Here is an 11,809-nt window from a genome sequence, read left to right as displayed (position 1 = left end):
TTCATCAAAGAAAGGGAAAGAACTGATGATCAATATGTTTCGCGTACTGCGAGCACGGATAACACTGCTGGCGGTCGACGAGTCGGGCATGTCCACAGTCGAATACGCAATCGGCACGGTCGCGGCCGCAGCCTTCGGCGCGATCCTCTACACGGTGGTCACCGGCGATTCCATCGTCGGCGCGTTGAGCAACATCATCGCCCGCGCGCTGAACACCAAGGTCTAGTCGACGATGTCGGCGCGAGCACCGTCGAAGCGGCTTTGGCGATCGCCACGCTGGTCGCGGTTCTGGTGCTCTGCGCTGCCGGCCTCACCGCGGTCTCGATGCAAGTGCGTTGCATCGACGCCGCCCGGGAGGCCGCCCGACTGGCCGCCCGCGGTGACGAGCGGGCCGCGGTCGATGTCGCCCACCGCATCGCACCACACGCAGCGCTGGTCCAGGTGCGCCGAGACGGCGAGTTCGTGGTCGCGACTGTCACCGCACGATCGAAACTGCTGCCCGCCTTGGCCATTGGGGCAGAAGGGATTTCGGCGGCGGAGGCGCCGCGCTGAGGACGGTTCCGCGACCGTGCTGGCCGCGGCGATGATCGCTGTCTTGCTGTGCATTACCGGCGGCGGGGTATACCTCGGCTCGGCCGTGGTGGCGCGCCACCGCGCGCAGGCAGCGGCCGATTTGGCCGCGCTTGGTGCAGCCGCCCAGCTGCCGGCCGGAGCCGAGGCTGCATGCGGGCGGGCCAGCCTGCTGGCCCGAAAGATGCGGTCCGACGAAAGCCAGTGCAGTGTTCAGGGTATGGATGTCGTCGTCACCGTCGAGGTGGCTGTGGGCAGAGGCGGCAGGGCCCGCGCCGCGGCGCGGGCCGGGCCCGTCGCCACGCCGGGATGAAACGCGGATCAGTGCCGTCAGCTGCTGCGGGTGCCGTAGCGGGATAGCCCCGCTTCGGCCAACTCACGGTCGGTCGGTATTCGCAGCGAGATCAGCCCGGCAAACGTCTTCTCCTCGATTTCAACGCGGTTGACGGTCACATGTACAGGTACCCAGCTGCCGCCACGCCCCGGCAGACGCAACACCCGCGCGGTGGCACCGCGAGCGAATTCTGTTGTCATCGAAGTCATTACCTGCTCGTCGTCGGGATGCACCCGCGGCGAGCTGGCCGTGCTGCGCCAATCGTAGAACGGGCACGGCTCGTCGAGCCATTTGAGCAAAGTCCAGTTCTTCAAGTCGAATAAGGCGCGATGAACGCCGGGCTGTGCTAACCCGTGCAAGATCTGCTGCGCGAGGTGGTCGCCGGACTCTTCGCCGCTTTCCGGGGCGGCACGCCAGTTCATGCCCCGAGCGATCAGGTGGTCGCGGCCGTCAGCTCCGGCTTCCAGCGCATTGCGGGCGACGAAGCCCACCCTGATCGGCTTGCCCTGCCAATCGGTGCCTTCCCAGACGTTGCACAACGTCTGGCCCGCTTTTGCCTTGACCGCCAGCGCGAGAACCTTGCCTTCGTTGGGTTTGAGATCGCGCGACGGCCAATTCTCCGCGAATGTCCGGCCATGCGTGGGTTCGACGTCGGGGTTCTTGCCATTGTTGATCAGCGACTCACGGGTGTCTGTGGCCACGCCCAGAGTGAGGTCCCATTTCAACGGGCCGGGGATCGGCCGCTCGGGTGGTTCGGCGTCGGCAGGGCCACTCCAGACATGCACACCATGCACGCGGCCATCGGACATCACTATCGGTTCGGTGCGGATCACCCAGTTGCTCTTGGGCGTGATACTGGCCAGGCGCTCGCCGCTTTGCACTGATTCGGCGATCGCTGTGCGGATCGCGGCGAGATGGGGATTGCGCCGCAAGAAGGCGGTAATCGGCACCAGGTTTCTCAGAAGTGATCCCTGCGCGACGACGGCCGGTTGGTTGCCCAGTGTCTCAACGAGTAGCCAGTCCCTGGCCATATCGACGACTGTACCGCTGTTACACGCCCGTATCGCGCATTATTGACGCCAGTCCAACGACTTTCCGAGCGCCGAATTCGGCCAATGACTTGCGCATATCGTGGCGGAAGGGTACGTTCCTGCTGCACCCGAGCCGTCGGGATTGGGAACGGATCGCGTTGTCCGACCGTTCGTCGCGCGGCGTCGCATGTTCGGCATGTCCGCAACCAGTGACCAAAGCGTTTGCTCACGGCTACCGCCATACCCGTGGATGTCGACCGTCGAGGGGTCGGTCGTCATCGCGAGTCAACGCGGCGACCACCAACCGCAACACGCGGATCGCACCCGCTTTGTCCAGCGGTTGGTTGCCGCTGCCACATTTCGGCGACTGCACACATGACGGGCAGCCGGTGGGGCACTCACACGATTCGATAGCCGCGGCGGTCGCGCTCAGCCAGGTGCTCGCCTGGTGAAATCCACGTTCGGCGAACCCGGCCCCGCCCGGATAGCCGTCGTACACAAAAACACTGGGCAGCCCAGCCAGCGGGTCGGGACCGACTGCGGCAGACAGCCCGCCGATGTCGCCCCGGTCGCAGCTGGCCACCAGCGGGAGCAGCCCAATCGCTGCGTGCTCGGCTGCGTGTAACGCGCCGGGGATTCGCGGCGCATCGATACCGTTGTGCGCCAATGCCTCTGGGGTGACCGTATACATGACCGCGGTCGTGGGCAGGGTGTGGGCCGGCATATCAAGCTCGATGAAGTCGATGACTTCCCCGTTGAGTCGGCGGCGCAGGTAACCGACGACCTGGTTGGTGACGGTCACCGGCACCAAGCCGAGCGTGACCGGCCCGAAAGCCATGCGCTCACCCTGGCCGGTGACCGCGATGTCGGTGACTTCCCGCGCGAACGTGGCGTATCCCGGATCCTCGGCGTGGACGAACGCGATCCCGCCCTCGATGTCAAGCGAATCGACGACATAACTGTCGCCCTGATGCAGGTATACCGCTCCTGGATGCACCGAGGCCGGGGCCTGGCTGGCACCGGCGGTGCCCAGCAGCCGCCCGGTGTCCGCCTCGACGATGACGACCTGGCCGTCTGTGGGCCCCCGGATGTCGACCGCGGCGTGCGGATCCAGCCCCGGCGAGGGGAAGTACTTGCCGTAGCGGTGGCGCAGCATTGCGTCGTCGACCAGCTTGTTAGCCACCGCTCCGGCGCCGAAAGCGCGGACTTCGCTTTCCTCAAGGGGCATTTCTGTGGCGGCGCAGAGTAATTGGGAGCTGAGAATATACGGGTTGGCTGGGTCGATCACCGCCCGTTCGATTGGCTTGTCCAGCAGCGCCGACGGGTGGTGCACCAGGTAGGTGTCCAGCGGATCATCGCGGGCTACCAGCACGATCAGGGCGCCCTGTCCGCGCCGTCCGGACCGTCCCGCCTGCTGCCAGAAGGAGGCGACCGTGCCCGGGAAGCCGGCGAGCACCACCGCGTCCAGGCCCGCGATATCGATGCCCAACTCCAGCGCGTTGGTGGTGGCCATGCCGCGTAACTGGCCTTCGGCCAGCGCCTGTTCGAGGGCGCTACGGTCCTCGGCGAGATAACCCGCCCGGTAGGACGCCACTTTCTCGGCCAACTCCGGTGCGATGTCAGCCAGCCGGGATCGGGCGGCCAGCGCGGTCAACTCCGCCCCGCGGCGCGACCGCACGAACGTCAGGGTCCGCGCCCCTTCGGCGACAAGGTCAGCCATGAGCCGCGCCGCCTCAGCACCGGCGGAGCGGCGCACCGGGGCGCCGTTCTCACCGGTTAAATCGGCGCGCAAGGCGGGCTCCCACAATGCGACCGTGCGTGCACCCTGTGGGGAGCCGTCGACGGTGATCTCCTCGACCGGTTGACCGATGAGTTCGGCGGCCGTCGCGCCAGGCGAAGCCGTCGTCGCGCTGGCGAAGACAAAGGTCGGCGTGGATTCGGAATGAGCAGAGTAGCGCGCACACAGCCGCAGCAGGCGGCGCAGCACCATCGCCACGTTCGAACCGAAAATGCCGCGGTAGTAATGGCATTCGTCAACCACCACGAACCGCAGCCCGCGCAGGAACACCGCCCAGCGGGCATGGTTGCGCAATATCGACAGATGAACCATGTCGGGATTGGAAAACAGCCACCGGGAGCGCTCCCGCGCGAAGCGGCGCACCTCCGCGGGACTGTCGCCGTCGTAGGCGGTGGGCGCGACGTCACCCAATCGCGGAATCGCTCCGGTCAATGCATGCGCCGTACGCAGCTGGTCGTGGCCGAGCGCTTTCGTCGGCGACAGGTACAGCACCCGGGCTCGTGGGTCGCTCAGCAGGGCGCTGAGGACGGGAAGCTGATAGGCCAGCGATTTGCCGGAGGCGGTGCCGGTGCTGACCACCACGTGACGGCCCGCATGCGCCAATTCCGCGGCGCGATACTGGTGCGTCCACGGCAAGCTGATGCCGCGAGCGTTGAACGCGCGAATCACCTCCGGCTGCGCCCAGGTCGGCCAGCTGTGCGGCTGGCCACTCTGCGGTGGTAGCTCGGCGACATGGCGCAGCGGCTGCTCGCCCGGCTCGACGCCGGCGACTACGGCGGCGAGCAGTTCGCTGCCGAACGTCACGTGTTCCTCCTCCGACTACGTCTCAACAGCATTGTTCACCACCCGGTTGGGCGAATTGATCAACAGAAGCTGTCGCTGGAGCGACGAACATGGTTGACTGTTGGCGGTCGCAGCTTCTGTGTACGTGTCAAACATTCGCAGGATCGACGTTGCGGCCGCGGTTCCTGCGAGGGTGTAGGTCGGGTGAAGTTCCGAGCGACTCCGAGAGGTATGGCGGTCACAGCAGGCCCGGGCACCGAAAAACGGTGCACCGCACCCAAGAAGAGAAGGAAAGATCAAGAAATGCCACAGGGAACTGTGAAGTGGTTCAACGCGGAGAAAGGATTCGGCTTCATCGCCCCCGAGGACGGTTCGGCCGACGTGTTCGTCCACTACACGGAAATCCAGGGAACGGGCTTCCGGACGCTTGAGGAGAATCAGCGAGTCGAATTCGAGGTCGGCCAAAGCCCCAAGGGGCCGCAAGCCACCGGCGTCCGCTCCATCTAAGGGAAAGTCTCTCGCAGACCCCCGGCCAAGTCCGCTTACCGGACCTAGCCGGGGGTTTCTCGCTGCCCGGGCGATCGTCGGCCCGGCATTGACCTGCGACGCATCGCGCTGTTGCGGCGAAGGCGCACTGCGGCAGCTCGATGGCCCGGCTCCTTCTCGCGCCGTGTCCCGGCGCTCGTCGTCGCCGGGCGCGGCTTACTGTCGGTGACGTGAGCCAGCTGTCCTTCTTCTCGGCGGAGTCGGTGCCGCCCGCGGTCGCCGACCTCACCGGAGTGCTGGCGGCTCCTGGTCAGGTCGTGGTCGTCGGCTCTGGTGCCCGGCTGTCGGTCGTGGTCGACGAGTACTGGCGTGCCGTGGCGCTGGCCGAGATGATCGACGAAGTCGGTTTGGCGCCGGAAATCACCCGCACCGAGGAGGACACCCCCCTGGTGCGGACAGCCGTCGACCCGCGCCTGCGGGCCCTTGCTGCTGACTGGACCCGGGGCGCGGTCAAGACCGTGCCACCATCGTGGTTGCCGGGGCCCCGGGAGCTGCGGGCATGGACGCTGGCGGCCGGCAGCCCGGAGGCCGACCGCTACGTGCTGGGCCTGGACCCACACGCGCCCGACACCCATTCGCCACTTGCGTCAGCGCTGATGCGGGTCGGCATCGCGCCGACGCTGATCGGCACCCGCGGTAGCCGGCCGGCGTTGCGGATCAGTGGCCGGCGGCGGCTGTCGCGCCTCGTAGAAAACGTCGGGGAACCGCCCGACGATCCCCAGGCGTTGTCGCAGTGGCCTCGCATTTAGCCCGGCGACGTGGGGGGCCGCCCAGCGGTCTGAGGAGGAGCCGGGCAGAAGGGGTATACGGGTAAGCCAAAGCACCAGCGCCGGGGAGTCGGTTTGCGTCGGCTGGCTGCGGGTGCCACATTGTCAGTTGTCCTAAGGATTGAGGGACAGGTTTCAACGGTGGCCGGCTGCTCGATCCCGCAGGACTAGGAACAGAGATGGAGCGTAACCACAGTTGGCTAACGGTGGCCGCAGCAACGGCAGAAATGGCAGCGCGCGGCGACTCGTCATCGTCGAGTCGCCCACCAAAGCGCGCAAACTAGCCGGCTACCTGGGCTCCGACTACATCGTCGAGTCCTCACGGGGTCATATCCGCGACCTGCCGCGCGCCGCCGCGGACGTGCCCGCAAAGTACAAATCCGAGCCGTGGGCCCGGCTCGGCGTCAACGTAGACGCCGACTTCGAACCGCTCTACATCATCAGCCCAGACAAGAAGAGCACCGTCAACGAGCTCAAGGCCCGGCTCAAAGACGCCGACGAGCTGTATCTGGCCACGGACGGCGACCGCGAGGGCGAAGCCATCGCCTGGCACCTGCTCGAGACGCTCAAGCCGCGCATACCGGTCAAACGGATGGTGTTTCACGAGATCACCGAACCGGCTATCCGCGCGGCCGCCGAACATCCCCGCGACCTGGACAACGACCTGGTCGACGCCCAAGAGACCCGCCGCATCCTGGACCGGCTGTACGGCTACGAGGTTAGCCCAGTGCTGTGGAAGAAAGTCGCCCCCAAGCTGTCGGCGGGCCGGGTGCAGTCGGTGGCCACCCGCATCATCGTGCAGCGCGAACGCGAGCGGATGGCGTTCCGCAGCGCCGAATACTGGGATGTCGTCGCCGAGCTGGACGCCAGCGTCTCTGACCCCAGCGCCACCCCGCCCACCTTCAACGCTCGGCTCAGCAGCGTGGACGGCTTGCGCGTGGCCACCGGCCGCGATTTCGACTCTTCGGGCGCCTTGCGCAAACCAGACGAGGTAGTGGTGCTGGACCAGGCCAGCGCCGGCGGGATCGCCGAGGGCTTACGCGGCGGGCAGCTGACTGTGGCGTCGGCGGAGGAGAAGCCCTACACCCGCAAGCCGTATCCGCCGTTTATGACCTCGACGCTGCAGCAGGAGGCGGGCCGCAAGCTGCGATTCTCCGCAGAACGGACGATGAGCGTCGCGCAGCGGCTCTACGAGAACGGCTACATCACTTATATGCGTACCGACTCGACGACGCTGTCGGAGTCGGCAATCAACGCTGCCCGCACCCAGGCGCGCCAGCTCTACGGCGAGGAGTACGTTTCCCCGTCGCCGCGGCAGTACACCCGCAAGGTCAAAAACGCCCAGGAGGCGCACGAGGCCATACGCCCCGCCGGTGAGACATTCGCCACACCGGACGCGGTGCGTCGCGACGGCGTCGCTGATGATGAGTTCCGGCTTTACGAGCTGATCTGGCAGCGCACGGTGGCGTCCCAGATGGCCGACGCGCGCGGCACAACGCTGAGCCTGCGGATCACCGGTGAGTCCGGTGATCGGCAGGTGGTGTTCTCGGCGAGCGGGCGCACCATCACCTTCCCCGGGTTCTTGAAGGCCTACGTGGAAACGGTCGACGAGCTGGCCGGCGGTGAGGCCGACGACGCCGAGCGGCGCCTGCCGCACCTCAGCGAAGGGCAGCGGCTCGACGCCACCGAGGTGACCCCGGATCAGCACGCGACCAACCCGCCGCCGCGCTACACCGAGGCGTCGCTGGTCCGAGCGCTCGAAGAGCTGGGCATCGGGCGCCCGTCGACGTATTCCTCGATCATCAAGACCATCCAGGACCGCGGCTACGTGCACAAGAAAGGCAGCGCGCTGGTCCCGTCGTGGGTGGCGTTCGCCGTCACAGGTCTGCTGGAACAGCACTTCAGCCGGCTCGTCGACTACGACTTCACCGCGGCGATGGAAGACGAACTCGACGAGATCGCTGCCGGCCACGAGCACCGCACCGCCTGGCTTTCCAACTTCTACTTCGGCGGCGACCACGGCGTGCCGGAGTCGGTAGCGCGTTCCGGCGGGTTGAAGAAGCTCGTCGGCGTCAACCTGGAAGGCATCGACGCCCGCGAAGTCAACTCCATCAAGCTGTTTGACGATGCGCAAGGCCGTCCGGTCTATGTGCGGGTGGGTAAGAACGGGCCCTACCTGGAGCGCATGGTGGTCGGTGAGGACGGCGAGCTCACCCCGCAGCGGGCCAACCTCAACGGCACGCTCACCCCAGACGAGCTGACCCTAGAGAAGGCCGAGGAACTGTTCGCGACCCCGCAAGAGGGCCGGGTGCTTGGTGTCGACCCGGAGACGGGTCATGAGATCGTCGCCAAGGAGGGCCGGTACGGGCCGTATGTCACCGAGATCCTGCCCGAGGAGCCCGACGACGACGGTGCTCCGGCCAAGAAGGGCAAGAAGCCTACCCGTCCCAAACCGCGTACCGGTTCGCTGCTGCGCAGCATGGATTTGCAGACCGTCACCCTCGAGGATGCGCTGAAACTGCTGTCCCTGCCGCGGGTTGTCGGCGTCGACCCCCAGACGGGCGAGGAGATCACCGCACAGAATGGCCGCTACGGTCCATACCTCAAGCGCGGCAACGACTCTCGCTCGCTGGGGACGGAAGATCAGATTTTCACCATCACGCTCGGCGAAGCGCTGAAAATCTACGCCGAACCCAAACGCCGTGGCCGCCAAAGCGCTTCGGCGCCGCCGCTGCGTGAACTCGGAACCGACCCGGCCTCGGGTCGGCAGATGGTGGTCAAGGAGGGTCGGTTCGGGCCGTATGTCACCGACGGGGAGACCAACGCCAGCTTGCGCAAGGGCGATGACGTGTTGTCGCTCACCGACGAGCGCGCCGCCGAGCTGCTCGCCGACCGGCGGGCCCGCGGGCCGGTCAAGCGGACAGTCAAGCGGACCACCCGCAAGGTCCCGGCGAAGAAGGCGGGCAAGCGATAGCTCGCTTCGGCTTTGCCGTTTGGGTGCACGTCGCTGGTGACCTCGACGAGACCACTGCCCCGCAACTGTCGGCTGCGGTTGCCGAGCTGCTGGTCAGCCGCCGGCCAGAGTTGATGGTCCTCGACGTCACCGAGATCGGCCTGGTCACCACGGCCGGTGTCGACATACGCGCGGCAATTCACGATGACACCACCAATGCCGTCGAGGTGCGCATCGTCGCCCGGGGAGGGGCGCTGCGTTCGCTGCGCACCGGTGGGCTGAGCTACGACATCGCGGTCTATCCCACCGTGGCAGCGGGACTGCCCTCCAGCGCCGGCAGCGAGGACGTCGGGCAGTTGCGCGAGATCGCGCAGTTGCGTGAACAACTCGTCCAGCGCGAGCAGCAGCTGGAGAGCCTGCGGGTGATCGAAGAGGCCAAGGGCATGCTCATGCAGGACTTCAACCTCAACTCCGACCAGGCGTTCGGTGTCCTGAAAAGGCTGTCCCAGGAGACCAACGTCAAGTTGCGTGAGCTGGGCGCCCATATCGTGAGCGGACTGGCCGGCGTCGTCTCCGAGGCAACGGCAGAAGCCAGCTACGCCACCATCACGGCACTGCGCGACCAGCTGCGCCAGCGCTTCGATGCGGACGGACAGCCGGGCGCCGCGCCACCGCCTCGGCAACAGCAGTGGCCGGCCTGACCGAAAGTGGTCTGCTGAGCCGGCTACCGGCTATGCAGCGACCTTTCCTCACTGGAAACCTCTTCGGGCGCAGCAAGATTCAGCGGCCGGGCTAGCTGAGTGGGCGCCGTGCGCCCACGCAACTCGACCACCTCGCCGACATCCCAGCACAAGGCTTCGGCGTCCAGCGCACCGCTGACGGCGATCGCCGACGCCAGCACGTGACCCTCCTCGAGCTTGGCCAGCTCGGTGAGCCGGGCTGCCTCGTTGACCGGGTCGCCGATCACCGTGTATTCGAATCGGGCCTGCGCACCGATGTGGCCGGCGATGGCTCGGCCGGCCGACACCCCGATGCCGAATTCCAGCGAACCCAGCACTGGCAACAGCGCGTCGTGCAGTTCCCGGGCCGCAGCTAGCGCCCCGCCGGAAGCGTCGGGGTGCTCGATGGGTGCGCCGAAGATCGCCAGCGCGGCATCGCCCTGGAATTTGTTGACGAACCCGCCGTGGCGGCCGACGGTTTCCACGACCACCCGGAAGAACTCGTTGAGCAGGTTGACGACTTCGCTGGGCGGGCGGGTCGCGGCGAGATGAGTCGAGCCGACCATGTCGACGAACAGCACGGCGACGTCGCGTTCCTGGCCGCCCAGCTCGGTACCGCGCTCCAAGGCGCGCCGGGCGACGTCTTCGCCGACGTAGCGGCCGAACAGGTCACGCAAGCGTTGCCGCTCGGCCAGGTCGCGCACCATGTCGTTGAACCCGGCCTGCAGCAGGCCCAGTTCGCTGGCGTCGTAGATCTGCATGTGCGCGTTGTAGTTCCCGCGTTGCACCTCGCCGAGGGCCCAGCGCAGCTGGCGCAGCGGATCGGCGATCGACATGGCCACCAGCAGGGTGCTGGCCAGCCCGATGAACAAGGCGAGCAGGGCCATCAGCAGGATCGGGTTAAGCAGCTTTTCGGGTGGCCCGTGCAGAAACGACGCTTTGTCGGCCACGACGGCCAACACGATGGCCAGCAGCGGCACGCCGGTCGACAACGCCCAGGTCAGCAATTGGCGCAGGATGACGCCGGGTGCCCGTACGTTCTCCGGCACGCCGCCGCGCAATGCGGCCACCGCGACCGGCCGCAGTACCCGCTCGGCCTGCAGGTAACCGATGATGGCGGTCGCGGTGGCGCCCAGGGCGACGGCGACGCCCGCTACCGGTGCCAGGTGGCTGGTCTTCCGCCAACTGGCGACGATGAACACCACACCGCCCACGCACCAGTAGCACATGCTGATCAGCACGCGGTAGAACGGCATCCGCAGCGCCCTGCTGCGGGCCAGCTCGGTGGCGGCCGGGTCGGTGTCGGCGAGCAGCCCGTCGCGGCGCTGCCACCGGAATACCGGCACCAGGAGCCGCACACTCACCGAAAACCCGGCAGCGACCAGCACGACCAGCGTGATCGCGAAAAGCAACAAATTGGCCCGGGGCAGATCTTGCAGCTCGATACGGTCCTCGGGCGGCAGGCCGTAACGGAGAAAGCCGAGCACGAGCAGCGCCCCGATAATGTCGGCCTGCAGCATGCTCAGCGTGAGCAGCGGCCACGGCGTGCGCACCAGCCAGCGGAGGAACGCGCTGATCCGCCCGCGCTGTGCCCATGCGGTGCTCACGGACCAACCGTATCGGGCAGCGGGGACTTAGCGGCAACCAAAATGCACGTTGCGCCGCGGGTTGTGTCGGCGGTGACCAGTACTGTTGCCGGTGATGCCAGGGGTTTTTGCGCGGTTGGTGGGCCAGCAGGCCGTGGAAGCCGAGCTGGTGGCCGCCGCGCAGGCGGCCCGCGGTGATTCGGCTCACAAGGCGGCCATGTCGCATGCCTGGCTTATCACCGGTCCGCCCGGTTCGGGGCGCTCGGTGGCGGCGCTGTGTTTCGCGGCGGCGCTGCAGTGCACGTCCGACGGTGTTCCGGGCTGCGCAGAGTGCCGCGCGTGCACGACGACGATGGCCGGCACCCACGCCGACGTTCGACGGGTGATCCCCGAAGGCCTGTCGATCGGCGTGGACGAGATGCGGGCCATCGTGCAGATCGCCTCGCGGCGCCCCAGCACCGGGCGCTGGCAGATCGTGCTGATCGAAGACGCCGACCGGCTGACCGAAGGGGCGGCCAACGCGCTGCTCAAGGTGGTCGAAGAACCGCCGCCGTCGACGGTGTTTCTGCTGTGCGCGCCGTCGGTGGACCCCGAGGACATCGCGATCACGCTGCGGTCCCGGTGCCGTCATGTCGCGCTGGTAACCCCGTCGGCCGAGGCGATCGCGCAGGTGCTGGTGGACGGCGACGGGCTGGACGCCGACACGGCGACATGGGCGGGGT

At 67.2% G+C, this 11,809-nt stretch carries 11 protein-coding genes; 8 read left to right on the top strand and 3 right to left on the bottom strand.

What is annotated here, in order from left to right; all coding sequences use genetic code 11:
• Positions 1-25: 25 nt before the first annotated feature.
• The 3 genes from ACFE99_RS16005 to ACFE99_RS15995 are packed head-to-tail and all read left to right on the top strand — an operon-like array spanning position 26 to position 883.
• Positions 26-226, top strand: a complete 201-nt coding sequence (locus tag ACFE99_RS16005; RefSeq protein ID WP_375486956.1) for a DUF4244 domain-containing protein — start codon at positions 26-28, stop codon at positions 224-226.
• Between the two features lie 35 nt (positions 227-261).
• The gene (locus tag ACFE99_RS16000) at positions 262-552 is read left to right on the top strand and encodes a TadE family type IV pilus minor pilin (RefSeq protein WP_375486954.1); all 291 of its coding nucleotides are present in this window, start codon (positions 262-264) and stop codon (positions 550-552) included.
• Positions 553-568: 16 nt separating this feature from the next.
• Positions 569-883, top strand: a complete 315-nt coding sequence (locus ACFE99_RS15995) for an Rv3654c family TadE-like protein (RefSeq protein WP_375486952.1) — start codon at positions 569-571, stop codon at positions 881-883.
• 17 nt (positions 884-900) lie between these two features.
• Here ACFE99_RS15995 and ACFE99_RS15990 read toward each other — a convergent pair whose 3' ends face one another.
• Complete coding sequence (locus tag ACFE99_RS15990; RefSeq protein ID WP_375486950.1) at positions 901-1,935, bottom strand: PAS domain-containing protein; 1,035 nt, start codon at positions 1,933-1,935, stop codon at positions 901-903.
• A gap of 232 nt (positions 1,936-2,167) precedes the next feature.
• The gene (locus tag ACFE99_RS15985) at positions 2,168-4,537 is read right to left on the bottom strand and encodes a DEAD/DEAH box helicase (RefSeq protein ID WP_375486948.1); all 2,370 of its coding nucleotides are present in this window, start codon (positions 4,535-4,537) and stop codon (positions 2,168-2,170) included.
• Positions 4,538-4,819: 282 nt separating this feature from the next.
• Between ACFE99_RS15985 and cspA the strand changes: the two genes are divergently transcribed.
• From cspA to ACFE99_RS15965, 4 genes are all read left to right on the top strand, one after another.
• Positions 4,820-5,023, top strand: coding sequence for a cold shock protein CspA (gene cspA / locus ACFE99_RS15980; RefSeq protein ID WP_083088599.1), 204 nt, complete (start codon positions 4,820-4,822; stop codon positions 5,021-5,023).
• A 209-nt stretch (positions 5,024-5,232) separates the two neighbouring features.
• Positions 5,233-5,811 carry a hypothetical protein gene (locus tag ACFE99_RS15975; RefSeq protein ID WP_375486945.1) on the top strand — a complete coding sequence of 193 codons (579 nt, stop codon included), beginning with the start codon at positions 5,233-5,235 and terminating at the stop codon, positions 5,809-5,811.
• A gap of 214 nt (positions 5,812-6,025) precedes the next feature.
• Positions 6,026-8,803, top strand: a complete 2,778-nt coding sequence (gene topA, locus ACFE99_RS15970) for a type I DNA topoisomerase (RefSeq protein WP_375486943.1) — start codon at positions 6,026-6,028, stop codon at positions 8,801-8,803.
• Positions 8,804-8,826: 23 nt separating this feature from the next.
• Positions 8,827-9,483 (top strand): ANTAR domain-containing protein, encoded by a 657-nt coding sequence (locus tag ACFE99_RS15965; RefSeq protein ID WP_375486941.1) that lies wholly within the window; start codon positions 8,827-8,829, stop codon positions 9,481-9,483.
• A 23-nt stretch (positions 9,484-9,506) separates the two neighbouring features.
• Here ACFE99_RS15965 and ACFE99_RS15960 read toward each other — a convergent pair whose 3' ends face one another.
• Positions 9,507-11,108, bottom strand: a complete 1,602-nt coding sequence (locus ACFE99_RS15960) for an adenylate/guanylate cyclase domain-containing protein (protein WP_375486939.1) — start codon at positions 11,106-11,108, stop codon at positions 9,507-9,509.
• Between the two features lie 94 nt (positions 11,109-11,202).
• On the opposite strand from ACFE99_RS15960, the gene ACFE99_RS15955 reads away from it, so the two are divergent.
• Positions 11,203-11,809 (top strand): DNA polymerase III subunit delta' (locus ACFE99_RS15955; protein ID WP_375486937.1); only part of this gene is annotated, 607 nt, incomplete at its 3' end.

The organism is uncultured Mycobacterium sp. (assembly GCF_964249325.1).
Classification (GTDB): Bacteria; Actinomycetota; Actinomycetes; order Mycobacteriales; family Mycobacteriaceae; genus Mycobacterium.
This window is presented reverse-complemented; position numbering and strand designations above follow the sequence as displayed.

Coding starts and splice junctions, on each gene's coding strand:
- ACFE99_RS16005 (WP_375486956.1), top strand. CDS start 26: ATGATCAATATGTTTCGCGTACTGCGAGCACGGATAACACTGCTGGCG.
- ACFE99_RS15990 (WP_375486950.1), bottom strand. CDS start 1,935: ATGGCCAGGGACTGGCTACTCGTTGAGACACTGGGCAACCAACCGGCC.
- cspA (WP_083088599.1), top strand. CDS start 4,820: ATGCCACAGGGAACTGTGAAGTGGTTCAACGCGGAGAAAGGATTCGGC.